Raw genomic sequence first — 24,700 nt, forward strand, 5'->3', positions numbered from 1 at the left:
GTTTGGTTCAATCCACACCGCAATCGATCCGCAACTGATCCCGGACACCCGGTCCGCTCACGAGCGGTTCAGGCTAGCCTTCCGGCATGCCTTCGCACACGGATGACCTGCGGCTCGCCCACATCCTTGCCGACGACGCGGACTCGACCACGATGGACCGCTACAAGGCGCTCGACCTGCACGTGGCCACCAAGCCCGACCTCACCCCGGTGAGCGAGTCGGACAAGAAGGTCGAAGACGTGATGCGTAAGACGCTCGCCCGGGCCCGTCCGCGGGACGCGTTCGTGGGCGAGGAGGACGGCACCAGCGGCTGGGGCGTGCGGCGCTGGGTGGTCGACCCGATCGACGGCACCAAGAACTACATCCGCGGCGTCCCGGTCTGGGCCACGCTGATCAGCCTGATGATCGAGGACCAGGTCGTCGTCGGCGTGGTCTCCGCCCCGGCGCTCGGGAAGCGCTGGTGGGCGTCGTACGGCGACGGCGCCTGGACCGGCCGCGCGCTGCACTCGTCGCAGCCGTGCCGGGTCAGCGACGTGAGCAAGATCGAGGACGCGTCGCTGTCCTACGCCTCGCTGAAAGGCTGGGAGAAGCTCGGCAAGAAGAACCAGTGGGCGGACCTGATGGACTCGGTCTGGCGGACCCGCGCGTACGGCGACTTCTGGTCGTACATGCTGGTCGCGGAAGGCGCGGTCGACATCGCGGCCGAGCCCGAGCTCAACCTGTACGACATGGCCGCGCTGGCGATCATCGTCGACGAAGCCGGCGGCAAATTCACCTCCGTCGAAGGCGCCCCCGGCCCCAACGGCCCGAACGCCGTAGCCACCAACGGCCGCCTCCACGACGAAGTCCTCAAACGCCTCGAGTAACCCCCCCCCCCGCCAGCGGGCAACACAACACCTGCACGTCCGGCAGAGGACCGGAGAGCCGGAAACCTCTTTGGGCACGGGTCAATCAGATCTCGCGGCGGAGTTTGGTTGGTGGGGGCTCAAGGTGGGTGGGGCGTGGTTGGTGGGGGCTCAAAGTCGTGCTCGCTGCTGCAGGAACTCTGCTTCGGCGGGGTTGGTGGTGAAGGCGAGTGCTTCTTCGTACGCCGCGCGTGCCTCGCCCGTGCGGCCGAGTCGGCGGAGCAGTTCGGCGCGGGTCGACGCGAGATACGGGTACGTCGCCAGCGCCGGGTCGTCCGGTAGCTCGTGGAGCGCGGCCTCGGGGCCTGCCACATAGCTGAGTGCCACCGCGCGGTTCAGTGCGACCACCGGCGACGGCCATTGTGCAAGCAGTACGTCGTAGAGCCCGAGGATCTCGGGCCAGTCGGTGTCCTCCCACCGCACCGCCTCCGCATGCACCGCGGCAATCGCGGCCATCAACCCGAACCGCCCAGCCGGTCCCACTGCACCCGGCACCAACTCAAGCGCCTCGGCGATCAATGCCTGATCCCACAGCGCCCGATCTTGATCCTCCATCAACACCAACTGCCCGTCGACCTGTGCGGGCCGCCGTGCCTCGGTCAGCAACAGCAACGCCAGCAGGCCTGCTGCCTCAGCGCTGTCCGGCAACAGCAAGCGAATCATCCGTGCAAGATCGATCCCCCGCTGGCTTGCGGTGTCATTCGCGGTGTATCCGGCTGTGTAGACCAAGTGCACGACGTCCAGCACGGCGTCGATGCGGTCCGGGAGGTCTGTCAGGCGTGGGATGCGGTAGGGGATGCCGGTGCGGGTGATCTTTTGTTTGGCTCGGGTGATGCGGGCCTGCATTGTGGCTTCCTTGACCAGGAACGCCTTCGCGATCTCGGCCGAGGACAGACCGCACACCAGGCGCAGCGTCAGCGCGATCTGAGCTTCCTGCGACAGCGCCGGGTGGCAGCAGGTGAAGACCAGTCGCAAACGATCGTCCGGGAACGTCTCGTCGACGACGTCCTCTTCCGGGATCAGCAACGGGAACTTCCGCCGTACGACGTCTGCGCGCCGCCGGTGTTCCAGCGCTCGCCTCGTCGCGACCGTCGTCAGCCATGCACCCGGCCGCCTTGGCACACCCTGTTCCCGCCAGTGCACCAGCGCCTTCGCGTATGCGTCCTGCACACAGTCCTCGGCCAGGTCGAGGTCCGCCGCCACGCGAGCAGTTGCAGCGAGGACGGCTGCCCATTCCGTCACATGGGCCGCCGCCACCGCCTGCGCTATCTCCTGGGCTGTCGGGTCAGCCACCGTTGACCAGTGGACGGACCTCGACACCGCCCATCGGCGACGGGACCTGCTTGGCGATCGCGAGCGCCTCGTCCAGGTCGGCGGCCTCGATGATGTAGTACCCGCCCATCACTTCCTTGGTCTCCGCGAAGACGCCGTCCGTGACGACGTACCCGCCGTTGCCGTCAGCGCGGATCGAGGTCGCGGTGGTGCTCCCGTCGAGCTGCCCGCCGCCGCGCAGGGCCGCACCGTTCGCCTCGGCGAAGGCCTGGTGGTTCTTGTGGTTCTGCTCCATCACCGACGGCTCGGCCGCGTCCCACTTGGCTTCGTCGTCGTAGATCATCACCAAATACTTGCCCACTGAAGTCACCTCTCTTGTGCGGGTCGGTCCCAGCATCTACCACCCCGATGCACGACCACCGCCGAGATCGACATCTCACCCGAACGAATTTCGGGACCACGTATGGTGGCCGGTATGCCCTTGACGTACCCCATCGCGGAGCAGACGCTCGACAACGGCCTCCGGGTCGTCGTGAGCTCGGACCGCGCCGTCCCGATCGTCGCCGTCAACCTCTGGTACGACGTCGGGTCGCGCCACGAACCACCGGGGCTGACCGGGTTCGCGCACCTCTTCGAGCACCTGATGTTCCAGGGATCGCGCAACGTCGCCTCCGGTCAGCACTTCAGCCTGCTGGAGACCGCCGGCGCCAGTCTGAACGCGAGCACGTTCTTCGATCGCACCAACTACTTCGAGTCGCTGCCCGGCGGCGGTCTCGACCTCGCGCTCTGGCTCGAGGCGGACCGGATGGGCTACCTGCTCGACGCGGTCAACCAGGAGAACCTGGACAACCAGCGTGACGTGGTCAAGGAGGAGAAGCGGCAGAGCTACGACAACCGCCCGTACGGCGATTCGTACGAGCGGCTCGTGAAGCTCGCGTTCCCCGAGGGCCACCCGTACGCGCACATGACGATCGGGTCGATGGCCGACCTGGACGCGGCGTCGCTGGAGGACGTGCACGCGTTCTTCCGCAAGTACTACGGCCCGAACAACGCCGTCCTGACGATCGTCGGCGACGTGTCCGAGGAGGACGCGTTCGACGCCGCCAAGCGGTACTTCGGCCACCTGCCCGCGATCACCACGCCGCCGCCGGCGCCGGACGGGACGATCGGCCCGATGACCGACGTACAGCGTGACGACGTGGAGTCCGACGTACCGTCCGACCTGATCACGATGATGTTCCGGCTCCCGGTCGACGGGACGCCCGAACTGGACGCGGCCGGGCTCGCGCTCGACATCCTCGCCGCGGGGCAGAGCGGCCGGCTGAACCGGCGGCTGGTCCGCGACGAGCAGATCGCGCAGTCGGTGTCCGGTGGTGCGCTGCCGCTGATCGGCGGGGTGTCGTTCGGGACGCTGACCGGGATCGCGTCGGACGGTATCGAGCTGCAGAAGGTCGAGGACGCGCTGCTCGAGGAGATCGAGAAGCTGGCCGCGGACGGGGTCACCTCGGAAGAGCTGGCCACGGTGCAGGCACAGGCCGAGCGGGACTGGCTCGAGCAGTTGGCGACGTGCGCAGGCCGGGCCGACGAGATCTCGCACCACGCGTTGCTGTTCGGCGATGCGAACCGGATCAACACGCGCATCGACCAGGTGCAGGCGGTGACCGTCGAGCAGGTGCAGGCGGCGGCGCAGAAGTGGATCCGCGCTTCCGGGCGCGTTCAGGTCACTTACCGCCGCAGCGAGTCGGGAGAACAAGAATGAGCCAGGTTCTGACCACCCCGCCGGCCGTCGGCGCGCCGCGTCCGTGGAGGTTCCCGGAGGCGGTGACCACGCAGACCAGCGTCGGCGCACCGGTGCACGTCTTCGACCGTCCGGGGCAGTACGTCGCCACCGTCCGGGTGACGATCGCGATGCCGCTGATCGCCGAACCGCGCGAACTCGAAGGTGTCGCGACGATCATGTCGCGGACGCTCGACGAGGGCACCGAGCTGCATTCGGCCAACGAGTTCGCCGCCGCGCTGGAACGGCACGGAGCGGCGTACGGCGTGGACGTCAGCTCGGACGCCCTGCACGTGGAGATCTCGGTGCCGGTGTCGCATCTCGCGCCGGCGGTCGAGCTGCTCGCCGAGGCGATCACGCGGCCCGCGTTCAACCAGGCCGATGTCGGGCGGCACGTGACGATCCGGCTCGGCGAGATCAACCAGGAGCGGGCCAACGCCGGGTACCGGGCGCGGGAAGCGTTCGCGGCGCACCTGTTCGACGCGTCGACGCGGCGGTCCCGGCCGACCGCGGGCCGGCCGGACACGATCCGTCCGCTGACGAACGTCGAGGTGGCCGACTTCTACCGGAACAACATCGGCCCGGAGCGGGCGGAGATCCTGTTCGCCGGCGACGCGACCGGTGTGGATGTCGCCGGCATCATCGACGCGGCCTTCAGCAACTGGACGTCGTCGGCCGGTACGGCGCTGGCCACGCCGGAGCCGATCTACCTGCCGGGCAACCGGGTCGTGCTGGTCGATCGGCCGGGCTCGGTGCAGAGCCAACTGCTGATCGGGTGCGCCGGTCCGGACCGGCGGGACCCGGCGTGGGGTGCGGCCGCGGTCGCGAACCACGTCGTCGGCGGGACGATCACCTCCCGGGTCGACACCGTGCTGCGCGAGGAGAAGGGGTACACGTACGGGACGCGGACCAGCTTCGCGGCTCCCCGCAAGGGCGGGACCTTCAGCCTCGGCGGCGCCGTACGGACCGAGGTGACCGGTGCCGCGATCGGTGACGCGCTGCGGATCCTGCGGGAGGCCCGCGACGGCCTCACCGAGAAGGAGGTGCAGGAGGCGAAGGACAGCCTGATCCGCACCGCGCCGCTGCGCTACGAGCAGGCCGACTCCGTGGCCCAGCAGGTCGGCAGCAACATCGCGAACGGCGTACCGATCGACTTCGCCGACACGTACCTGACCAACATCGCCGCCACCACGGCGGCCGAGGCAACCGACGCCTACCGCCGGTACGTCGGCACCGACGGCCTGCTCGTGGTCGTGGTCGGAGAAGCCAAGGACGTCCGCCCGCAACTGGAGTCCCTCGACCTCGGCGACCTGATCGAGCTCAGCTGATCTACCTGGGCTGATCGGGGTTCCGCTGCCCCCGGCACGGTCGGGGGCAGCGGGACCGCCCGGTCACCTGCTGATGTAGTTGGAGAGTTGTTCGGTCTCGAACTCGAGTTCGCCGATCCGGGACTTGACCACGTCACCAATGCTGACCAGGCCGGCAAGGTTGCCGTCGACAACGACCGGGACGTGCCGGATCCGGCGGTCGGTCATCAACCGCATCAGGTTGTCGATCAGGTCGTCCGGCGTACAGGTGTGTACCTCCGACGTCATGATCGCGCTGACCCGGACCTCGCCCGCGTCCGGCGTACCGTTCCAGAGCCGGACGATGTCGCGCTCGGAGACGATGCCGTCCACCGACGCTCCGTCCGCGCTGACCACGACCGCACCGATGTTGCGTTCGGCCAGCAGCGAGAGCAGTTCGGTGACAGTGGCTTCTGGGGAGATGGTGACGACCTGGTTGCCCTTACCGCGCAGTACGTCATTGATCTTCACGGAGCCTCCTGCAAGTTCGAGGACCAATACCCCAAGGTACCGGCATTCCCCCGGTCACCCCCAGTGACAACGACGGACAACCGTCCACCCCACGAGCGCACGCCTGCCGCGTTTAGCTGTTTGAACGCTCAAGTTGGGGCTCGGGGGTGGTTCTCCGGCCGTTCGCTACTTAGTGTGATCGCAGAGCGTGTGCGCGGAGGGGTGCACATGGTCGGTCGGGAGGGTCCGATCGTGGGGGCGGTGAAGAGGGGGGATCGCCCGCACGGTCGGCACCTCCTAGCGTTCGTCCTTCAGCAGGTCGATGGCAGCCTGGCGGTCCTTGACCCGGAGTTTGCGCAGTACGGACGAGATGTGGACGCGGACCGTCGTCGGTGAGAGGAACAGTCGCTTGGCGACCTCCTCGGTCGTGAGGCCTTCGCCGAGCAGGCCCATCACCTCCCACTCGCGGGACGTCAGCAGGGCCGCCTTCGATCGCCGGACCGTGCGCCGGCGCCCCGGCTCCCGGAACTCGTCGAGGATGCGCGCGACCAGCGACCGCGGGATCGCCGCCTCGCCCGACAGCACCCCGCGCAGCGCCGCAGGCAGCCGGCCGGGATCCGTGTCCTTCAGCAGATAGCCGGAAGCGCCCGCACGGAGCGAGTCGAACAGGTCGTTGTCGTCGCGGGACACGGTGAGCATCACGATCGCGATCTCGGGCAGCAGCCGGGCGACCTCCGCGGCAGCCCGAATCCCGCCGCCGGGCATGTGGATGTCGAGCAGTACGACGTCCGGCCGGTGCTCCTCGGCGAACCGGACGGCCTGCGGCCCGTTACCGGCCTCGGCGCAGACCTCGAAACCGCCCGCCTCCAGGGCCTGCCGGATGTGCGCCCGGAGCTGAGGGTGGTCGTCCGCGATCACCACCCGGCTCGCATCCGCGTTCACCACCTGACCACCACCGTCGTCCCCTCGTCCGGCCGCGATGTCAGGTCGAACATCCCGGGCAGCGCCTCCGCACGCTCCCGCATGCTGATCAAACCGAACCCGGTCCGCGATCCCCCCGGATCGAACCCGGCCCCGTCGTCGGAGATCCGCAGCCTGCTCCCCTCGCCGTCACGGCCCAACTCGACCCTGACCCGATCCACCTTGCCATGCCGGACCGCGTTCAGGACGGCTTCCCGGGCGATTCGGACGAGGGAGTGCCGCTGCGCCCGGTCGACCACGATCGACTCGTCGAGCTCGAGATCCAGCGTCACGCCGTACCGCTGGGCCAGTTGCTCGACTGCCCGGTGCAGGACGAGACCGAGCGGCTCGTCGTCCGACCGCCCAAGGGCCTCCAGCATCTGCCGCGCCTCGTCCAGCGCGCGGTCGCTGGCGCCGAGGATCCGGTCGACGCGCGGGCGATCGTCGGTGAAGGACGAGACCTCGGAGCGGATGTAGCCGAGCTCCTGCAGTACGCCGTCGTGCATCTCGCGAGCGAGCCGACGCCGGTCCTCGACCACCGCGGCCTCCGCCTGCAGCGCCCAGTGCCGGCTGATCTCGCGGCCCGCGGCGACGAGCAGCAGCAGGTACGACGCGGTGCGCAACACGCTGCCCGAGTACAGCCAGTCCTCGCGCGCCGGCGGAAAGACCAGGTAGTTCAGCCGCGCGAACGCACCCACCGCGCAGGCGGGACCGAGCCAACGCAGCAGTACGTCGTCCCGGCTGCGAGCCTGCATCGTGAACCCGACCGCGGCCACCGCGAAGCAGGTGAACGTTACGAGTGCCGGGATCAGGGGTGCATTCGTGGTGGAGAACTCCGGCAGCGAGTCCCTCCGCCAGTACAGGACCGCACTGATCACGAGCATCACTGCGATGACCGGTGCCAGCGCCCAGTGCCGCCAGCCGCGCCGCCGTGTCTGACGGTCCGGGACGAGGGCCGATGCGGCGATCAGCAGCGTCCCCACGATCCGCAGTCCCGGCGGCAGCCAGTTGCCGAACCCGCCGACCGGCTCGTTCTTGGCGAGCGTGACGCTCAGCAGCGCGTTCGCCGTACCGAGAACCACCAGTCCTTGCAGCAGCAGAAGATCCTGCCAGGTGTTCGTACGCCGGAACCGTCCGTAGACCAGGTACGCGAGCAGTAGCGCGACGCACGCGTTCACGGTCTCGAGCACGAGGTACGCCGCTGCGCTCTGGTACCCGAACTCGCGCTCCCACCGCCCCACCGCGACAGCCGCCGCAGCCATCCCGCCAACGAGCAAAGCGAGCGTCACGCTTCCCCGTGCCGCCCAAAAGCCACCCAGACGCCCCCTCACAGCTACTGACCGTACGCCGATCCCCCACACACCGAAAACGCTCCGCCCGCCCACCGAACAGCACCGGTTGTGGAATGCTCTGGGCGTATGGACGTGGTGGAGCCGACCCGGGTCGTCCGGCACGAGGCTCGGACCTGTGTCGGGATCCGAGTGGTAACGCCGTTCCGGGGGATGCTGGGGAAGCGGAACGAACTCCTGGACGAGCTCATCGCCTGGGTCGCCGATCAGGGCATCGACGATGCCGGCCCGTTCTTTCTCCGGTTGCACGTGATCGACATGAGCGGGCCGATGGATCTGGAGGTCGGCGTCCTGACACCGACCGCCCTGCCCGGCGACGAACGGGTGCGGCCCGGCGTGCTGCCCTCCGGACGGTACGCGACGCTGACCTACCGCAATCATTCGCTCCGGGCCAACCGCGCGCTGCTCGACTGGGTTGCCGACCAAGGGCTGACCCTCGACCGGCACGAGATCGCGACCGGCGATGTCTTCGGCTGTAGGTACGAGGCCTACCGCACCGATCCGCGTACCGAGCCGCGTAAGACGAGGTGGGAGGTCGAGCTGAGTATGCGGCTGGCAGACGAGCCGGAGATTCGCCCGCATGAGACCCGCCGGAGACCGTAAGCTCTGCAGGTTCGTCGGGCAACAAGGGGGATGCGGTGACTTGGCGGCAGGATCTCGCCGTACTCCGGCACCGAGACGTCCGCATCTTCGTCTCCGCTCGCTTCATCTCGATCCTCGGATCGGCGATCGCCCCGGTGGCGTTGGTGTTCGCAGTGCTGGACGTGTCGCATTCGGCCAGTGCGGTCGGGACCGTGCTGGCGGCGCGGAGCATCCCGAACATCGTGTTCCTGCTGATCGGCGGCGTGATCGCCGACCGGCTGCCCCGGCACCTGGTGCTGGTCGCGGCCAACACGATCAGCGGACTCACCCAGGGACTGGCCGCTGCGCTCGTCCTCACCGGGCACGCGACGATCTGGCAGCTCGCAGCGATCGAAGCGGTGAACGGGGTGGCGGCCGCGTTCGTGATGCCCGCGATGACCGGGATCCTGCCGTCGATCGTGGACCGGTCGGAGCTCCCCCAGGCCAACGCGATCGCCGGGTTCGCACGCTCGACGGCGATGATCGGCGGCGGCGCGGTCGCGGGTGTGATCGTCGGCCTGACCGGTCCGGGGGTCGGGCTCGCGGTGGACGGCCTGACGTTCCTGATCGCTGCGCTGTTGCTGTTCCGCTTGACGATCCCGCGGATCGAGCGGGCGGCGAGCTCGGTCCTCACCGACCTGCGAGAAGGCTGGACGGAGTTCGTGTCCCGGCAGTGGGTCTGGGTGATCGTGCTCGCGTTCGCACTGCTCAACCTGATCTTCACGGCCTGCTACCAGGTCCTCGGCCCTGTGATCGCGGACCGCACCTTCGGCAGAGCCGGCTGGGGTCTGGTCAGTGCCTGCTTCGGCGCCGGACTCATCGCGAGCGGCCTCATCATGCTCCGTCTCAAACCAAGCCGCCCGCTCCGCACCGGGATGCTCGGCATGCTCCTCACGGTCCCGGTGATGCTGTGCCTGGCGCTGGTGCCCCAGCTCTGGGCGATGGCGATCGCGGCGTTCCTTCTCGGGGTCGGCTTCGACATCTTCGGGATCACCTGGGAGACCGCACTCGGCCAGCATGTGCCCATCGACAAGCTGTCGCGCGTGGCGTCGTACGACATGCTCGGCTCGTTCATCGCCGGCCCCGTCGGCCAACTCACCGTTGGGTACGTCGCCGTGTCCATCGGCGCGAAAGCCGTCGAACTGTACGGCGCCGCACTGTTCGTCCTGATCACCGTCATCACGCTCGTGGTCCCCTCGGTTTGGAACCTGCGTAGGGTGGACGTGTGAGCTCAATCGTTCCGGGACCTCAGAAGAAGATCGGCGAAGAGATCGACGCGGCTCGCTCCGGCGCCAAGCCGCTCGACCCGAGCGCCCTCAACGCAACCGCGCCCCGTCAGGAGGCGTTGAACGGTCTCGACGACTGGCCGGAGTCGCTGCGCGCGGCGATCGAGGCGGAGCACAAGCGCGTCGCTGCGTTGGACTCGAACCGTCGCAGGACGGCCGACAAGGCCGTACCTGAGCTCGTCAAGTGCCTCGACACGCTCCTGGACGAGATCGCCAACCGCCTCCAGGCCGACAAGCCCCGCCTGTTCGGCAAGGCAACTCCTGCCGCCGAGCCGTCGGAGGACGTCGCGGAACTGCTGGGCATCCCGGCCGACGAACTCGACCAGCCGTCAGGCCGCGGCGAACACCGTACGGCGCTGCGCACGATCAAACAGCTCCACGGCCAACTGAAGGACCTGGAGACCACCCCGGACCACTCCCGCCTGACCCGCCTGGCGACCTTCACCATCCGCCTGGCCCTGGTCGTCGAGGCCGCGCCGGAAACCGCCGGCGCGCTGGCCCCGATCGCCCTCGCCCGCTTCACTCAGGGCGTCTCCGACTTCCAATGGGAAGCCACCTTCCAGGAAAAACTGAACTCCTGGCGAGAAGCCCACGCCACCCTCACTAGCCCTTGATGGCGCCGCCGAGGGCGAAGGCGCCGCCGAGTTTGCGGCTGAGGAGGAGGTAGAGGAGGAGTACGGGCATGGTGTAGATGAGGGAGTACGCCGCCAGCTGCCCGTAGTTCGGTTCGCCGTACTGGCCGAAGAACGTGAAGATGCTGACCGACGCCGGCAACCGCTCCGGTGACAGCAGCAGCATGAACGGGACGAAGAAGTTCCCCCACATGCCGATGAAGGTGAAGATCAGCACGACCGCGATCCCGGGCCACATCAACGGCAGCACGATCGCCCGCAGCGCCCGCATATTCCCGGCGCCGTCGACCCAGGCCGCTTCCTCGAGCGAGATCGGTACGCCGTCCATGAACGTCTTGGTCAGCCAGATCGCGAACGGCAACGCACTCGTCGCCATGAACATGATCGTGCCGCCGAGCGTGTCGACCAGGTTCAGCTGCACGAACAACCCGTAGACCGGCACCATCACCGCGGTGATCGGCAGCCCGGTGCAGAACAGCACGGTGAGCAGGAACGGCCGGTTGAACCGCGTCCGGAACCGCGACAACGGGTACGCCGCCAGCACCGCACAGACCATCGTCAGCAACGCGGCCCCACCGCACAGAATGATGCCGTTCAGCACCGGCCGGTACGTCGTGTCGGTGTTCAGCACCGCCTTGAAGTTCCCGAGCGTCGGATGCGTCGGGAACTCGACCCGCAGCCCCGCGGTCCGGTTGATCGAGGCGAACAACACCCACAGCAGCGGAAGCACGAACAGTACGCCGATGGCCAGCAGGATCAGGTTCGATGCCAGCTTGCTCATCCGGTCGCGGGCAATCATGCGGCCTCCGAGTTCAGTCCACGCAGGTAGATCAGCGAGAAGACCGCGCCGATCGCCAGCATCACCAACGCGATCGCGGTGCCGTAGCCGATCTGGGAGAAGCTGAACGCCTGCTCGTACATGTACAGCGGCAACGTCTGGCTTTTGGTTCCCGGGCCGCCGCGGGTCATCGCGAAGATCAGGCCGAACACGCTCAGCGTCTGCAGCGTGATCAGCATCAGGTTGGTCATGATCGCGCGGGTGATCATCGGCAGCGTCACGAACGCGAGCCGCCGCCAGCCGCCCGCGCCGTCCATCTCGGCGGATTCCTCGATCTCCTTGGGAATCTCGCTCAGAGCGGCCGAGTACACCAGCATCGAGAACGCCGTACCACGCCAGATGTTGGCCAGCGAGACCGCGATGATCGGTGCCGCGTACAACCAGTCCTGACCGGGCAGGCCGACCGCGTGCAGCATCACGTTCAGCGTGCCGTCGTCGTTGAAGAACGCGCTCAGCAGGTACGCCGCGACCACCTCGGGCAGCACCCACGCGCCGATCACCGCCGTACCGACGAAGTTCCGGACGAGCTTCGTGGACTTCCGCATCAGCAGCGCGAGGCCGAGGCCGAGCGTGTTCTGACCGATGATCGCGGAGATCAGCGTGAACACCAGCGTCAGCCAGATCGCGTTCGTGAACGCGCCGCTGCCGAACGCCTTGCGGAAGTTGTCCACGCCGACGAACTTCACGTTCGCGGCACCGGTTCCGGTCAGCGCCATGTTGGTGAACGCGGCGTACACGCAGTAGAGGATCGGGCCGGCCAGGAAGACCAGCATGAGTCCGATGGCCGGCGACAGCGGCAGCATCCGGATCAGGTTGGCGGCCCGCGGCTTCCCGCTCCGTCCGGACGTCTTGCCGGAGGGAGCGGGAGTGGAGGCCGTGGGAGCGACAGTCGTCGTCACAGGCAAGGTTCCTTCGTCGGTTCGGCTACTGGCCCGAAGTCGTCTTGTCCTTGCCGACGATGCCTTCGACCGCTTCGTCGTAGTTCTTGGCGGCCTTGTCCGGCGAGGACTGCCCGGTCATCACCGCCTCCATCGCGGTGATGATCTCGTTGGAGACCTTCGGGTACTCCGCGAACGCCGGCCGGTACACGGTCACCGACACCAGGTCGGTGAAGAACTTCGTGCTCTTCGACGAGTTCTTGTAGCCGGCGTCGTCGGCGACGTCCTTGCGGACCGCGATCTGCGCGCCGTCGGTCGCGTACTTGGTCGCGTTCTTCTGCGTCTGCAGGGTCTTGATCAGGTTCCAGGCCGCGTCCGGGTTCTTGGACTTGGCCGGGATCGCCCAGGTCCAGCCGCCGGAGAGGCTGACCTTGCCCTTGCCGCTGCCGTCCTGGGTCGGCATCGCGGTCTGGCCGAGCACCGTGCTCCACTGCGGCCACGGCTTCGCGCCGGTCTTCTGCCAGTTGCTGTAGATCCAGGAGCCGTCCAGGTCGATCGCCAGCTTGCTCTGCGGCAGCAGCTCGGTGCCGACCTTGCTGCCCATGTTCGGGTCGAGCGCCTGCTTCGGCGACGGCGCGAGGCCCTCGCCGTAGATGGTCTTGATGAAGTTCAGCGAGTCCTTGAAGCCCTGGCTGCCGACGACCCACTTCTGCTGGTCGTTGTTGTACAGCGTGTCCTTCGTGCCGTACAGCAGCATCTCGAAGCCCTGCATCGCCGACGCTTCACCCATCGGCTTGCCCGAGTACACGTTCATCGGGATGACGCCGGGGAGCTTCTGCTTGATCGTCCGGGCCGCGCTGAGCACGTCGTCCCAGGTCTTCGGCTGCCAGTCCTCGGGCAGGCCGGCCTTCGCGAACAGCTGCTTGTTGTACCAGAGCGCCCGCGTGTCGGTGCCGTCCGGGACGCCGTACGTCTTGCCGTCGAGCGCCTTCGCCGCGCCCTTGGCGGTGTCCTGGAACTGGCTCCACTGGTCCCACTTGTTGATGTAGTCGTCGAGCGGCTTCAGGTACCCCGCGGTGATGTCGGAGTTGATCAGGAAGGTGTCCTCGTAGACCACGTCCGGTGCGGTGTTCGGCGACCGCATCATCAGCTGCAGCTTGGTGTAGTAGTCGTTCTCCGACGCAACGATCGGCAGGATCTCGACCGTCGAGCCGGGGTTCGCGGCTTCGTACTCGGTCTTCACGCCGGCGAGGAAGTTCTTCATCACCGTGCCCGGACCCCACTGCTGGTACGCGATCTTGATGTGCGCCGGACCGGCGCTCTGCGAGCTGCCGGCGTCCGGCTGCTTGGTCGTCGACCCCTGGCTGCAGGCCGTCACCGCGAGCAGCAGCGCACTCGCCAGAGCTGCCACTTTGAAACGTTTCCTAGACATCATTCACGTCCACCTTCGGGCAATCGTTGTCATCCCGGTACCACGGCCCAAACCCTGCGGGCTTTCCCGCGACCGTAGGAGGCCGCATCGACCGAAGTCAATGCTTGACAGACAACGTTGTCGCGGTAGGAGCACGGTAACGCGGCGACCGGGACGTAACGATCCGGTCACCGCGTTGTCATACCCCTACTTTGTCAGGCCGCGACCGCGGACGCCTCACGCCGAGCCGGTACGGCGCGTCCCCGGGAGCGCAGCGCGCCGAGTCCGCAGAGCACCACTCCGGCGAGTAACCAGCACGCCAGTACGACGAGTGGCCGGGCCGCGCCGGCGCCGTCGAAGAAGCTCACCGAGCGCAACGCCGTACCGGCTGCTCCGGGCGGCAGGAGCTGACCCAGCGTGCCCCATCCGCTCGGCAGCATCTCGGGCGCGCTCGTCATCCCGGAGAGCGGGTTGCCGAGCAGCATCATCACGGCGCCGCCGAGCGCGAGTCCCGCCGTACCGAGCAGCCACTCGAGTCCGAGCAGCGTGAGACTGATGGCCGCGATCGACATCGCGATCACGCCCGCGTTGCCGAGGTAGCTGCCGTCGAACGAGCCGAGCCAGTACTGCAGTACGGCGGCCAGCGCGAGCCCGCCGGTGACCGCGAACGTGACGGCGCCGATCATCCGCTTCGCCCCGGATCGCACCAGCTGGGTGAGCGCGGCGGCGGCGATGATCCCGCCGAGCACGAGCGGCAACGCGCCTGCAGCGAGACCCGCACCCCGCGGATCGTCCTTCGGCAGCGGCACGATGTCGGTCACCTTGGCCGGGTTCTCCGGCGACATCCGGGCAGACAACTGCGTCAGAACCTGCGCGATGGCCGGCCCGCCCGCGGAGGCGGTCAGTACTTCGGGCTGCGCCGCGTCCAGCACGATCGCGCCGTACGCGTCCCGGTCCTCGATCCGCTGCACGGCCGCCTGCCGGTCCGGTACGGCGGTGATCTCGAAGCCACCGGGCATCGCCTGCTCGAGCCCGGCCTCGATCTGCGCGACCGCCGGCGTCGGGCCGGACACCGCGAGCGGGACGTTCCGCGGCTCGGAGCGCGCGGACGGCCACGCGAAGGCGATCAGGAACACCGTGAGGACCGCGGTCAGCAGCGTGATGACGGCGATCAGGGGCGGCCGGCGACGTTCGGCCGCGTGCGCCTCAGTGGTCATGGTTGGCACTCCCTCAGGCTTAAAAACCGAATGATCGTTCTTTATAGATCCGAGCCTGGCAACGGCTCGGCGACTTGTCAAGAACGGACATTCGTTTTATGTTGCGAGCGTGCCCAAGGTCACCGAGGAACACCGGCTGGCGCGCCGCGCCCAGATCGTCGCGGCGGCGCGTACCTGCGTGGTCGGGGAGGGCTTCCACAAGACGACGATGGCCGACGTGATCCGCGAGTCCGGGCTGTCCGCGGGCGCCGTCTACGGGTACTTCAAGAGCAAGGAAGAGATCGTCGCGGCGATCGCCGAGGACGCGCTCAGCACCGTGGACGAGGTCTTCCAGAACATCCTCGCCACCGAAGCGCCGCTGACGCCCCTGATGGCTCTGGAGACAGCGCTCGATCACGTGGTCGAGGTGGCCGGACGACCCGGCGGCGACGTCACGCGGGTCGGCGTCCAGGCCTGGGCCGAGGCGCTGCACAACCCGGCGATCATGACCACCGCCTGCGGCAAGTACACCCAACTGCGGGACCGGTTCGAAGAAGTCGCCCGCCGCGCCCAGGCCGACGGCACGATCGACGCCGATGTCGATCCCCGCTACGTCGCCCAGGTTCTGTTCGGCCTGATCCCGGGCTTCGTCCTGCAGCGACTGATCATCGGTGATGTCACTCCCGCGACCTACAGCGCCGGCCTCCGCGCCCTCCTCCGCCCCTAGGTGGGGTTTCGTCCACCATCAGGGGTGGCTCAGCACCATGGGTTGGTACGCCGCTGATCCGTAGCGTCGGCGGCATGAAGAAACGGACGCAGGAAGCAGTCGACGGGACCGGGTACTCGGTCGTCCTGCAGGAGGTACGACGGGTCTACGGCCGTGGCGGGAACGCCGTCACCGCCCTCGACGGGATCTCGATGAAGTTCGCCCCCGGCACCTTCACCGCGGTGATGGGTCCGTCCGGATCGGGCAAGAGCACCTTCCTGCACTGCGCCGCAGGGCTCGACCGGCCGACGTCCGGCAGCGTGTACATCGACGGCCAGGCGCTGGCCGGGCTGAGTGAGCGCAGGCTGACCGAGCTCCGGCGGGAGCGGATCGGCTTCGTGTTCCAGTCCTTCAACCTGCTGCCCGCGTTGACCGTCTGGCAGAACGTCTGCCTGCCGCAGGAGCTCGACGGGCGCCGCGCGAACAAGGCCGCCGTACGCCAGGTCCTGGAGCGCGTCGGACTCGCCGACCGGGCCAAGCACCGCCCGGGCGAGCTGTCCGGCGGCCAGCAGCAGCGGGTCGCGATCGCCCGCGCACTCGTCGCCCGGCCGGCCGTGATCTTCGCCGACGAGCCGACCGGCGCTCTCGACACCCAGACCGCTGCCGACGTCCTGGAGCTCCTGCGCGAACCGGTGCGGACCCAGGGCCAGACGGTCGTCATGGTCACCCACGACCCGGTGGCCGCGTCGTACGCCGACCAGGTGGTCTTCCTCGCCGACGGCGCGCTCGCCGGCAGCCTGACCGCACCGACCGCCGAAACGGTCGCCGACCGGATGACCCACCTCGGCGCGCGCTCGACCCTGCAGGCGGTGGCGGGATGATGCGCCTCGCCGTCCGCACCTTGCGCCATCGCAAGAGCGGATTCATCGCCACGTTCATCGCGGTCGCCTTCGGTACGGCGATCGTGATGGCCTGTGGCGGCCTGATGGAGACCGGCATCCGCTCCAACGTGGAGCCGCAACGCCTCGCGGGTACTTCGCTCGTTGTCACCGGCAAGCAATCCCATCTTCGACCGGGCACCGAAGACGCCACTCCCCTGCCGGAGCGCGTCGGCGTACCGATCGACCAGCTTGCCAAGATCCGTTCCGTACAAGGCGTTTCGTCCGCTGTCGGTGACTACACCTTCACCGCCGTCGGCCCGTCGATCACCGAAGGCCACAACTGGTCGAGCGCCTCCCTCGCCCCCTATCACCTGAGCACTGGGCGCTCGCCACGTTCCGGTCAGGTAGTCGCGTCGTCCGGCGAGGTCGGCGAGCACCTCACCCTCCTGATCAACGGCGAGCCGAAGACCTTCACCATCAGCGGAATCGCCCCACAGGCCGCCGGCCACGCCTTCTTCTCCGACCACGACGCCGCCCAACTCGTCCGCAACCCGGCCCGTTTCGCCGACGTCGGCGTACAAGTTGCCCCCGGCACCAATGTCGACGACGTGAAGGACCGGCTGGAGCAGCTGGACGGCAACCTCACTGCCCGCGCGGGTGTCGACCGCGGCCTCGCGGAACACCCCGACGCCGAATCCCACCGTACGGCGTTGATCGCGATCGCCGGATCGTTCGGCGGGATCGCGGCGATGACGATGATGTTCGTGGTCGCGTCCACGCTGGCGCTCGCGGCGCAGCACCGCGAGCGGGAGTTCGCACTGCTCCGCGGGATCGGCACGACGCCCGGTCAGGTACGGCGGATGATCCTCGGCGAGGCGCTCATGGTCTCGCTGCCGGCCGTCGTGCTCGGATGCCTACCGGGGATCTTCCTCGGCCGGTTCCTGTTCGATCAGCTCAGCTCGCACGGCGTCGCCTCGCCGGTGATCGAGTTCTCGCAGGGGTGGATCCCGTTCGCGGCTGGTGCCGGTGCGGCCGTCCTCGCGGCGATCGGCGCGGGGCTGATCGCGGCGCGGAAGTCGGCGAAGATCAAGCCGGTCGAGGCGCTGGTCGAGGCGTCGTTACAGCGGAAGTGGTTCAGCTGGATCCGGTTGCTGTTCGGCCTGCTGTTCCTCGGTGGCGGGCTGGCGTTGCTGATCGTCACCGCGACGGTGATGTCCGGGCCGCTCGCCGCCTCGACCGCGGGTCCGTCCATCCTCTGCTGGGCGATCGGTGTCGCGGTGCTCGGGCCGTTCTGGACCAAGGCTGTGCTGGGCATCTGGCGCTGGCCGGTCCAGGCCCTGACCCGGGTGAACGGTCGGCTCGCGATCCGCAACCTGTCGGCGCGCTCGGTGGCGCTGTCGGCCGCGGCGATGCCGGTGATGCTTGCCGTCGGCATCTCGACCGCCAACTTGTACATGCAGACTACGCAGGTGCACGCATCCTCGGAGGCGTTCACGCGGGATCTGCGTGCGGACGCCGTACTGGTGTCGGACGCTGGTCTCTCGCCGACGGTGCTCTCGCAGGTTCGGGCGGTGCCTGGTGTGGCGAGTGCTTCCTCGTTCGTGCGCAGTATGGGTGCGGTCGACGAGCCTCGCAATGCGCCGTTCGACGAGGACGGTGCGCCGGTGATCGGCGTGGATGCGCAGGGCGCGAACGGTACGGCGCCGGTTCGGTTGACGAGCGGATCGCTGGCCGGTCTGACCGGGTCGACGGCCGCGGTGCCGGAGTACATGGCGACCAAGACCGGCCGCGGCGTCGGCTCTGAGATCACGATGACGTTGGGCGACGGGACCACGGTGAAACTGCTGGTGGTCGCGACGTTTGCGGCCGAGCGCGGGTACGAGACGATCATCCTGCCTGCGTCGCTGGTCGCGGCACACACGACGGACGGGTTGACCAAGCAGATCTTGGTACGATCCGCGCCGGGTGCCGACATACGATCGGGCTTGGCCAAGGTCGCGTCCGCCCATCCAGGCGTGCAGGTCGCGGACCGCAGCACGCTGGTCGCCTCGAACGTCGAGGACCTGCAGACTCAGGCGTGGATCAACTACATGCTCGTCGGCATGCTGATCGCCTACACCGCGGTCTCGGTCGTCAACACGCTGGTGTCCACCACGTTGCGCCGCCGCCGCGAGTTCGCCCTCCAACGGCTGACCGGCTCGACCCGCTTCCAGGTGCTCCGCATGCTGACCACCGAAAGCACGCTGGTCACCCTCACCGGCGTCACCCTCGGCACCGCAGTCGCCCTGGCCTGTCTCCTCCCCTTCTCCGCCAAGGTCTCCAACGACGCCCTCCCCACCGGCCCGATCTGGATCTACCTCGTAGTAGTAGGCGCCGCCGCCCTCCTCACCTTCGCCTCAACCCTCATCCCAGCCACCACAACCCTCCGCCACTCCCCCACCCAACCGAGCTATACCGACTAACCGGGTTTGTGTCGGTGATGGATAGCCGCGAGGAACCGGGGCCGGTGTGCGGAAGCACAGGAGGTACCAGGGCCACCCGCACGAAGGGCCACGGCGTGCGGTGGGTTTGCGCTATCGGGCAGGGGTCGGTTCGGCGACCGGCTGGAGGGCGATGGTGGTGGCCTGGACGATGCCCGCGTTGTCTCGGATCCAGCCGGACAGCACGACCTGCAGGTCCTCGAGGTCACGCTCCTCCAGGATCACGCCGGGCACCGGGACGCTCGCGCCCAGCTCGGCCAGCACAGGACGGATGTGCTGATCGGCCAGCAGCTTGTGACTCGGCGCGGCCGACACCGTCACCGGCACAACCACGGAGCCTGCCAACGCGGAGGGGCGCAGTACGTCGAGGAAGCTCTTGAGCAACCCGGTGTAGCTGCCCTTGTAGACCGGAGTCGCGACGACGATCACCGACGCCGACGACACCAGATCGATCGCGCTCTCCAGCGCCGCCTGCGCCTCGGCGCCGGCATGCTCACCCTGGAAGATCGCCGGGGCGATCGTCACCAGATCGATCAGCTCGTCGATCCGGTACGGCGTACCGAGCTCGGAGGCGAGCAGCTCCGCGACGGACGCCGCCGCGGCCGCTGTCCGCGACCCCGCCCGCGGATTGCCCACCAGCGTGACCACCGACTGCGGCCAGACCGGCGGTTCTTGCGCACTCTGGGGCGCGACCTGCGACTCGAACGCGACTGACGGCATCTGACCCATCTCCTGAACCTCGACGGCAACTACCTCGAGCGTAGTCAAAGTCGAGCCGCTTACTTGACTTTCTCAGAATCCGAACGCCGGGCCCGGAGCTGCACCACGACGAACCACCCGACCGCGCCCACCGCGACGGCGATCACCAGCTTCTGGAACACCCCCACCGACGACTCCACCAGATGCCACCGCTCGCCGAGCTGATAGCCGGCCAGGATCAGCAACGAGTTCCACACCAGGCTCCCGACTGCCGTCAGCGGGAGGAACAGCGCCACCGGCATTCGCTCGACGCCGGCCGGCACCGAGATCAGGCTGCGTACCACCGGAACCAGCCGCCCGATCAGTACCGCCTTCGCACCGTGCCGGGCGAACCAGTCCTCGGCCTTGTCGACGTCCCGCAGCTTCACCAACGGCAGCTTCCCGGCGAGCGCCCGCGTCCGGTCCCGCCCGAGCACCGCGCCCACGCCGTACAAGGCGAGCGCACCCACGACCGACCCGAGCGTGGTGAACACGATCGCGGCGACCAGCCCGAAATCGCCCCGCGCCGACGCGAACCCGGCCAGCGGCAGGATCACCTCACTCGGCAACGGCGGAAACAGGTTTTCCAACGCCACTGCAAGCCCCGCCCCCGCCGGTCCCATCCGCTCCATGAGATCGATCGCCCAGCCTGCCACTCCGCCAGTCGGCTCCTGCACTGCGCTCGTCAGCACCAGATTCGTCATACCCACGAAGCTATTCGCGCGGACAACCCCGCACACTCCGGCCAGCCACCAACCCAACCTCCGGCAAACCACCGGCCCACCCGGGGGCTAACCCCCGGCCGATGAACGCCGGATGTCGGCAGACCCGCCGGTGACTGGGGACAAGCTATTGCCTATTCCCGGTCCCCGGCGGTTGTTCGCAGTTCGGCATGGCGCGACGGTGATCCGGAGGGTGTGCGAGCCTTTCCCCATGACTGTTGAGCATGCTCCGCGGGTCGGCACCTCCTCGGATCGCACCGAGCTCGGGCGCGCTGCGGGCGCCGCGGCCGCCGAGCGGCTGAGGAAGGCCATCGCAACGACCGGGAGGGCGCGCGTCATGCTCGCCGCCGCGCCGAGCCAGACAGCCACCCTGGCCGCGCTCGCCGGCGCACCGGACCTCGACTGGAGCCGGGTCGAGTGCTTCCACATGGACGAGTACGTCGACCTGAAGCCCGATGCACCGCAGTCGTTCCGCAACTGGCTGCACCGGAGCTTCCTCGACAAGGTGCCGCAGGCAACGTTCCACCCGCTCGCCCCCGACGACGGCCCGGACGCCTACACGGAGCTGATGGGCGACGACCCGTTCGACCTGGTCCTGTTCGGCCTCGGCGTCAACGGCCACCTCGCGTTCAACGACCCGCCGGCCGACTTCGCCGACCCCGACGCGGTGCGGCTCGTCGCGCTGGACGAGACCAGCCGCCAGCAGCAGGTCGACGAGGGCAATTTCCCGGCGCTCACCGACGTACCTACCCACGCGATCACCGTAACCATCCCCCGCTTGCTGAACGCGCACGCACTGATCGGTTCGGTCCCGGGATCAGTCAAACGCCAGGCCGTCCACGACACCCTCATGCAACCGATCGGGCCCAATTACCCCGGTACGGCGCTGCGCACGCACCCCGACGTACAACTCTTCCTGGACGCCGAGTCGACGCCCTAACCGACCCCGAGGTGCAAACCACCGGACGCGTCCACGACCTGCCCGGTGACCCACCGCGCCGCGGGTGAGGCAAGAAACGCGACCACCTCGGCGACATCGTCGGCGCTGCCCAACCGGCCGAGCGCCGTCTGCGCGACGATCAGCTCCGACAACCCGGGCGTCTCGAAGATCGCCCCGTTCGCCTCGGTCCGGGTCGCACCGGGCGCGACGGCATTGACGGTGATGCCCCGCGCTCCCAGCTCCTGCGCCAAGCTGAGAGTCATCGTCTCGAGCGCGCCCTTGGTCATCGCGAACGAGGTCTGCGCCGGGTTCGCCATCCGGGTCGCGACCGACGAGATCGACACGATCCGGCCGCCGTCGGACAGCACCGGCAGCAACCGCTGGATCAGGAAGTACGGCGCCCGCACGTTGACCGCCATCAACCGGTCGAACGCTGCCTCCGTGTCCGCACCGATCGGACCCGCCGGCGAAGCCGCCGCGTTGTTCACGAGCACATCCAGCCGCCGGCCGGCCAGGCCCGCGGCCAACTGACCGACGACGAGCTCGGCATCCCCAGGCACCCCGAGCTCGGCCCCGATCACGAACCCGCGACCGCCGATCCGCTCGAGCGTCTCCTCCGCACCGGCCTTGTCCTGGTGGTAGTGCACGGCCACCTCGGCCCCCGCCGCGGCCAGCCGCTCCGCGATCGCTCGCCCGATGCCCCGGGAGGCGCCCGTCACCAACGCACCCTTGCCGTCCATGTTAGAAACTATCATGTTGTTAGTATCTACCACATGAACTTGAGAGACCGCCAGCGCGCCGACACCCGGCAACGCATCCAGCGGCAGGCGCTCCGCCTCTTCACCGACCGCGGGTACGACGCGACCACGGTGAACGATGTCGCCGACGCGGCCGGCGTCTCGGCGATGACGGTCTACCGGAACTTCCCCACCAAGGAAGATCTGGTCCTGTACGACGACTTCGACCAGCTGACCGCGACCACGCTCACCGAGCTGCCCGCGACGGGATCACTCACCGACCGGATCGGCCGGACCGTCCTGACCATCCTCGACCTGGCGGCCACGAACGAGCACGACCTGCTCCTCACGCGGCTCCGGCTGATGATCTCGACCCCGGCACTCCAGGCCCGGCACCTGGACAGCCAGTTCCGCCTCCAGGAGGCTTTCGTCGGCGCGATCTGCGCCGACGACCCCACCCTCGAGTACGGCGCCCGCGCCGCCGCAAGCGCCGTACTGGGCGTAACTCACACTGCCTTACTCCGTTGGGCTGCCGGCGACGGCGAGCCCGACCTGGCCGAACTGTTCCGCGAGGCGTTCACGGCGGCATTCGGTCATGCGCCGTGACGCAGCGATCAGGTCAGCTCAGGGACCCGTAAATGGGCGATGGTTAGCTCGAACTCACCGACGTCCAGCATCTCGGCGCCGGCATCCTTGGCGGTCGAGGCACGCATCGAGGCGGCCGCTTCACGGCTGCCGTCCAGCGTCTCGTGGCTGTCGTAGGTGACCGACGAGACCGCTCGGCCGGACGCCCGGTCGACCAGCAGGCTCGCGCTGCAGAACCCGGCCAGGTCCTCCAGCCGCGGCAGTGAGGCGAGCTTGTAGACGTCGATCGCCCGGTCCAGGTTCGCGGGGTCCACCTTCACCCAGGTCGCCCGGACGCACGCGCCGGCCGTCGAACGGTGGTCACGGTGCAGTACGGCGATCTCCCACTCCTGCACCATCGGACTGCCGCCGATGTCCGCTGCGATCTTTTCCCGGATCGGCTGCAGTGCTTCGTTCGTGGCCCGCATCGCCTCCTCCGACTGCCAGGCGCTGGTGGTGATGCAGCGACCCGACTCCCGGTCGACGAGCATGGACAGGCCGATACAGCCGTCCATCGTCATCAGCATGGGCATCACCTCGTCGCGCACCTGCGCGACGCCGGCGTCGATCGACGCCGGGGCGGCATTGATCGTGGTGGAGCGCGCGTACACGATCCACCCCCTTACCCTCAGGGCAGCGCCCCGCCGGCGCCGCCGGACACTCCTCACCCTCCTCCCGGATCAGATGGCTGGCAAGGGCCGTGCTCAGTTGTGCTCGGCGACGTCGAAGACGTTGCCTTCCGGGTCGGCCAGCGTGATCCAGTGGGCGCCGTACTCGGTGTGCTCGTCGAGCCGCTTGGCGCCCAGTCCGACCAGGCGATCGACCTCGGCGGACCAGTCGCCGGCGGCCAGGTCGACGTGCAGGCGGTTCTTGCCGTTGCGCGGCTCCGGGACCTGGAGGAACATCAGCGTCGGCCCGGTCGCGGCGCGGTTCACGGTGGCGAAGAACTCGTTGGCCTCGGCATCGACCTCGGTCGACAGCACGCCGGCCCAGAAGGTGGCGAGCGCCTGCGCGTCGGCGCAGTCGAAGGCGATGTTCTCGAGCGTGACAGACATGGTTCAGCCTTTCAGGACGGGGATCCGCTGGATCGGCCAGCAGACCTCGGTTCGGTAGTCGGCCGGATCGGGGACGTCCCCCGGGCCGATGGGGTACAGCTCACGGATCGGACCGGGCGCGACCTCGCAGTACTCCGCGACGTGGCTGCCGAGTGCGCCGTAGGTACGGTCGAAGTCGGTCATCGGCCCGGCGTGAACGGCGATCGCGAAGTACCCGCCGGGCAGGTCGACGAGTTCGACCCCGTCGGCCGGCGGCTGGTCGGGGGCCACCGGGAGGAAGGTCACCACCTCACCCGCGTCGTCGGTGAAGAACTCGTCGCTGTACGTCGCTCCGGAAGTCGCCCGGATGTCACCGGCGACGCCGTCGAGCTTCCCGAACGCGTACTCGCACCAAGGCCCGATCTCGTCCCGTACGACATGCCCGGACACGCCGTACGCACGGAACGGCGGGATGAACCGGTACTGCACGTCGAGGACCGGCCGGCCGGGCGTCAGCAGTTCACGCAGTGACGTGACGACGTCGCGCGTGTGGGCGAGCTCCTGCTCCATCCGCTCGAGATGAGCCCGCAACGTCTCTTCCCGGGCCGGACCGTCGGACGCCTCGACCACCGCGCGGACGTCCGGCAGCGGCATCCGCAGTTCCCGCAGCCGCCGGATCAGCAAGGCGGTGTCGACCTGATCGGTCCCGTACCGCCGATAGCCCGACGACGCGTCGATCGCGACCGGCGCGAGCAGGCCGATGTCGTGGTAGTGGTGCAGGGTCTTCACACTCAGATGCGTCAGGCGGGAGAACTCCCCCACCGTCACCGTCGCCGTCATGCGACAAGCTTCCACCCTCCGGTAGCCGGAGGGTCAAACCGCGGACGCCCAGGCCATCTCAAATGGCAGGCCCGCGG

Annotated in this window: 26 protein-coding genes; 11 read left to right on the top strand and 15 right to left on the bottom strand. The window is 68.5% G+C overall.

Annotated features, from left to right (window positions below; translation table 11 throughout):
• Positions 1-86: 86 nt before the first annotated feature.
• The gene (gene hisN / locus E0H45_RS00885; RefSeq protein WP_131334356.1) at positions 87-866 is read left to right on the top strand and encodes a histidinol-phosphatase; all 780 of its coding nucleotides are present in this window, start codon (positions 87-89) and stop codon (positions 864-866) included.
• A 150-nt stretch (positions 867-1,016) separates the two neighbouring features.
• Here hisN and E0H45_RS00890 read toward each other — a convergent pair whose 3' ends face one another.
• Complete coding sequence (locus tag E0H45_RS00890; RefSeq protein ID WP_202872160.1) at positions 1,017-2,198, bottom strand: RNA polymerase sigma factor; 1,182 nt, start codon at positions 2,196-2,198, stop codon at positions 1,017-1,019.
• Positions 2,191-2,538, bottom strand: coding sequence for a YciI family protein (locus tag E0H45_RS00895; RefSeq protein ID WP_238154727.1), 348 nt, complete (start codon positions 2,536-2,538; stop codon positions 2,191-2,193). The genes E0H45_RS00890 and E0H45_RS00895 overlap by 8 nt, the downstream gene beginning before the upstream one ends.
• Before the next feature lie 114 nt (positions 2,539-2,652).
• Here E0H45_RS00895 and E0H45_RS00900 point away from each other — a divergent pair, with 114 nt between their 5' ends.
• Positions 2,653-3,936: a M16 family metallopeptidase gene (locus E0H45_RS00900; RefSeq protein WP_131334357.1), complete on the top strand. Its 1,284-nt coding sequence runs from the start codon at positions 2,653-2,655 to the stop codon at positions 3,934-3,936.
• Entirely contained in the window at positions 3,933-5,282 is a 1,350-nt protein-coding gene (locus tag E0H45_RS00905; RefSeq protein WP_131334358.1) for a M16 family metallopeptidase, read from the top strand. Before E0H45_RS00900 ends, E0H45_RS00905 begins: the two co-directional genes overlap by 4 nt.
• Before the next feature lie 63 nt (positions 5,283-5,345).
• On the opposite strand, the gene E0H45_RS00910 is transcribed toward E0H45_RS00905, so the two are convergent.
• The 3 genes from E0H45_RS00910 to E0H45_RS00920 all read right to left on the bottom strand — a co-directional run bounded on the left by E0H45_RS00910 (position 5,346) and on the right by E0H45_RS00920 (position 7,999).
• Entirely contained in the window at positions 5,346-5,771 is a 426-nt protein-coding gene (locus E0H45_RS00910) for a CBS domain-containing protein (RefSeq protein ID WP_131334359.1), read from the bottom strand.
• A gap of 276 nt (positions 5,772-6,047) precedes the next feature.
• Positions 6,048-6,695 (bottom strand): response regulator, encoded by a 648-nt coding sequence (locus tag E0H45_RS00915; protein WP_131334360.1) that lies wholly within the window; start codon positions 6,693-6,695, stop codon positions 6,048-6,050.
• Positions 6,689-7,999, bottom strand: coding sequence for a sensor histidine kinase (locus E0H45_RS00920; protein WP_131334361.1), 1,311 nt, complete (start codon positions 7,997-7,999; stop codon positions 6,689-6,691). Before E0H45_RS00920 ends, E0H45_RS00915 begins: the two co-directional genes overlap by 7 nt.
• A gap of 129 nt (positions 8,000-8,128) precedes the next feature.
• Here E0H45_RS00920 and E0H45_RS00925 point away from each other — a divergent pair, with 129 nt between their 5' ends.
• From E0H45_RS00925 to E0H45_RS00935, 3 genes are read left to right on the top strand one after another with little or no spacing between them, the layout of a single operon-like run.
• Positions 8,129-8,662, top strand: coding sequence for a GyrI-like domain-containing protein (locus E0H45_RS00925; RefSeq protein ID WP_131334362.1), 534 nt, complete (start codon positions 8,129-8,131; stop codon positions 8,660-8,662).
• Positions 8,663-8,697: 35 nt separating this feature from the next.
• Positions 8,698-9,909, top strand: coding sequence for an MFS transporter (locus E0H45_RS00930; RefSeq protein WP_131334363.1), 1,212 nt, complete (start codon positions 8,698-8,700; stop codon positions 9,907-9,909).
• Entirely contained in the window at positions 9,906-10,580 is a 675-nt protein-coding gene (locus E0H45_RS00935) for a hypothetical protein (protein WP_131334364.1), read from the top strand. The genes E0H45_RS00930 and E0H45_RS00935 overlap by 4 nt, the downstream gene beginning before the upstream one ends.
• Here E0H45_RS00935 and E0H45_RS00940 read toward each other — a convergent pair.
• From E0H45_RS00940 to E0H45_RS00955, 4 genes are all read right to left on the bottom strand, one after another.
• A complete protein-coding gene (locus E0H45_RS00940) occupies positions 10,570-11,397 on the bottom strand; it encodes a carbohydrate ABC transporter permease (RefSeq protein ID WP_131334365.1) in 828 nt (275 codons plus the stop codon). The genes E0H45_RS00935 and E0H45_RS00940 overlap by 11 nt on opposite strands.
• Positions 11,394-12,335 (bottom strand): carbohydrate ABC transporter permease, encoded by a 942-nt coding sequence (locus tag E0H45_RS00945; RefSeq protein ID WP_202872161.1) that lies wholly within the window; start codon positions 12,333-12,335, stop codon positions 11,394-11,396. The genes E0H45_RS00940 and E0H45_RS00945 overlap by 4 nt, the downstream gene beginning before the upstream one ends.
• A gap of 25 nt (positions 12,336-12,360) precedes the next feature.
• Positions 12,361-13,725 carry an extracellular solute-binding protein gene (locus tag E0H45_RS00950; RefSeq protein ID WP_238154728.1) on the bottom strand — a complete coding sequence of 455 codons (1,365 nt, stop codon included), beginning with the start codon at positions 13,723-13,725 and terminating at the stop codon, positions 12,361-12,363.
• A 215-nt stretch (positions 13,726-13,940) separates the two neighbouring features.
• Complete coding sequence (locus tag E0H45_RS00955; protein ID WP_131334366.1) at positions 13,941-14,942, bottom strand: ABC transporter permease; 1,002 nt, start codon at positions 14,940-14,942, stop codon at positions 13,941-13,943.
• Positions 14,943-15,051: 109 nt separating this feature from the next.
• On the opposite strand from E0H45_RS00955, the gene E0H45_RS00960 reads away from it, so the two are divergent.
• The 3 genes from E0H45_RS00960 (at position 15,052) to E0H45_RS00970 (ending at position 18,970) form a co-directional block, all read left to right on the top strand.
• Positions 15,052-15,648, top strand: a complete 597-nt coding sequence (locus tag E0H45_RS00960; protein WP_131334367.1) for a TetR/AcrR family transcriptional regulator — start codon at positions 15,052-15,054, stop codon at positions 15,646-15,648.
• Positions 15,649-15,722: 74 nt separating this feature from the next.
• Positions 15,723-16,508, top strand: a complete 786-nt coding sequence (locus tag E0H45_RS00965; RefSeq protein ID WP_131334368.1) for an ABC transporter ATP-binding protein — start codon at positions 15,723-15,725, stop codon at positions 16,506-16,508.
• Entirely contained in the window at positions 16,505-18,970 is a 2,466-nt protein-coding gene (locus E0H45_RS00970; protein WP_238154729.1) for an ABC transporter permease, read from the top strand. The genes E0H45_RS00965 and E0H45_RS00970 overlap by 4 nt, the downstream gene beginning before the upstream one ends.
• Positions 18,971-19,081: 111 nt before the next feature.
• Here the strand turns inward: E0H45_RS00970 and E0H45_RS00975 are convergent, their stop codons facing one another.
• A complete protein-coding gene (locus E0H45_RS00975; protein WP_131334369.1) occupies positions 19,082-19,708 on the bottom strand; it encodes an NADPH-dependent FMN reductase in 627 nt (208 codons plus the stop codon).
• 59 nt (positions 19,709-19,767) lie between these two features.
• Positions 19,768-20,430 carry a DedA family protein gene (locus E0H45_RS00980; RefSeq protein WP_131334370.1) on the bottom strand — a complete coding sequence of 221 codons (663 nt, stop codon included), beginning with the start codon at positions 20,428-20,430 and terminating at the stop codon, positions 19,768-19,770.
• A gap of 229 nt (positions 20,431-20,659) precedes the next feature.
• On the opposite strand from E0H45_RS00980, the gene E0H45_RS00985 reads away from it, so the two are divergent.
• On the top strand, positions 20,660-21,388 hold the full coding sequence (locus tag E0H45_RS00985; protein ID WP_131334371.1) for a 6-phosphogluconolactonase: 729 nt from the start codon (positions 20,660-20,662) through the stop codon (positions 21,386-21,388).
• On the opposite strand, the gene E0H45_RS00990 is transcribed toward E0H45_RS00985, so the two are convergent.
• Complete coding sequence (locus E0H45_RS00990) at positions 21,385-22,143, bottom strand: SDR family NAD(P)-dependent oxidoreductase (RefSeq protein ID WP_238154730.1); 759 nt, start codon at positions 22,141-22,143, stop codon at positions 21,385-21,387. The two genes, E0H45_RS00985 and E0H45_RS00990, sit on opposite strands and share 4 nt — an antisense overlap.
• Positions 22,144-22,161: 18 nt before the next feature.
• Between E0H45_RS00990 and E0H45_RS00995 the strand changes: the two genes are divergently transcribed.
• A complete protein-coding gene (locus E0H45_RS00995) occupies positions 22,162-22,731 on the top strand; it encodes a TetR/AcrR family transcriptional regulator (RefSeq protein WP_131334372.1) in 570 nt (189 codons plus the stop codon).
• 8 nt (positions 22,732-22,739) lie between these two features.
• Here the strand turns inward: E0H45_RS00995 and E0H45_RS01000 are convergent, their stop codons facing one another.
• From E0H45_RS01000 to E0H45_RS01010, 3 genes are all read right to left on the bottom strand, one after another.
• Entirely contained in the window at positions 22,740-23,360 is a 621-nt protein-coding gene (locus tag E0H45_RS01000; protein ID WP_131334373.1) for an antibiotic biosynthesis monooxygenase family protein, read from the bottom strand.
• Between the two features lie 93 nt (positions 23,361-23,453).
• Positions 23,454-23,804 (bottom strand): VOC family protein, encoded by a 351-nt coding sequence (locus tag E0H45_RS01005; RefSeq protein WP_131334374.1) that lies wholly within the window; start codon positions 23,802-23,804, stop codon positions 23,454-23,456.
• 3 nt (positions 23,805-23,807) lie between these two features.
• Positions 23,808-24,623 carry a MerR family transcriptional regulator gene (locus E0H45_RS01010; RefSeq protein ID WP_131334375.1) on the bottom strand — a complete coding sequence of 272 codons (816 nt, stop codon included), beginning with the start codon at positions 24,621-24,623 and terminating at the stop codon, positions 23,808-23,810.
• Between the last annotated feature and the right edge of the window lie 77 nt (positions 24,624-24,700).

Source organism: Kribbella soli, from assembly GCF_004331345.1.
GTDB lineage: Bacteria > Actinomycetota > Actinomycetes > Propionibacteriales > Kribbellaceae > Kribbella > Kribbella soli.

Coding starts and splice junctions, on each gene's coding strand:
- hisN (WP_131334356.1), top strand. CDS start 87: ATGCCTTCGCACACGGATGACCTGCGGCTCGCCCACATCCTTGCCGAC.
- E0H45_RS00900 (WP_131334357.1), top strand. CDS start 2,653: ATGCCCTTGACGTACCCCATCGCGGAGCAGACGCTCGACAACGGCCTC.
- E0H45_RS00905 (WP_131334358.1), top strand. CDS start 3,933: ATGAGCCAGGTTCTGACCACCCCGCCGGCCGTCGGCGCGCCGCGTCCG.
- E0H45_RS00925 (WP_131334362.1), top strand. CDS start 8,129: ATGGACGTGGTGGAGCCGACCCGGGTCGTCCGGCACGAGGCTCGGACC.
- E0H45_RS00940 (WP_131334365.1), bottom strand. CDS start 11,397: ATGATTGCCCGCGACCGGATGAGCAAGCTGGCATCGAACCTGATCCTG.
- E0H45_RS00955 (WP_131334366.1), bottom strand. CDS start 14,942: ATGACCACTGAGGCGCACGCGGCCGAACGTCGCCGGCCGCCCCTGATC.
- E0H45_RS00965 (WP_131334368.1), top strand. CDS start 15,723: ATGAAGAAACGGACGCAGGAAGCAGTCGACGGGACCGGGTACTCGGTC.
- E0H45_RS00970 (WP_238154729.1), top strand. CDS start 16,505: ATGATGCGCCTCGCCGTCCGCACCTTGCGCCATCGCAAGAGCGGATTC.
- E0H45_RS00975 (WP_131334369.1), bottom strand. CDS start 19,708: ATGCCGTCAGTCGCGTTCGAGTCGCAGGTCGCGCCCCAGAGTGCGCAA.
- E0H45_RS00980 (WP_131334370.1), bottom strand. CDS start 20,430: ATGACGAATCTGGTGCTGACGAGCGCAGTGCAGGAGCCGACTGGCGGA.
- E0H45_RS00985 (WP_131334371.1), top strand. CDS start 20,660: ATGACTGTTGAGCATGCTCCGCGGGTCGGCACCTCCTCGGATCGCACC.
- E0H45_RS00990 (WP_238154730.1), bottom strand. CDS start 22,143: ATGATAGTTTCTAACATGGACGGCAAGGGTGCGTTGGTGACGGGCGCC.
- E0H45_RS00995 (WP_131334372.1), top strand. CDS start 22,162: ATGAACTTGAGAGACCGCCAGCGCGCCGACACCCGGCAACGCATCCAG.
- E0H45_RS01005 (WP_131334374.1), bottom strand. CDS start 23,804: ATGTCTGTCACGCTCGAGAACATCGCCTTCGACTGCGCCGACGCGCAG.
- E0H45_RS01010 (WP_131334375.1), bottom strand. CDS start 24,623: ATGACGGCGACGGTGACGGTGGGGGAGTTCTCCCGCCTGACGCATCTG.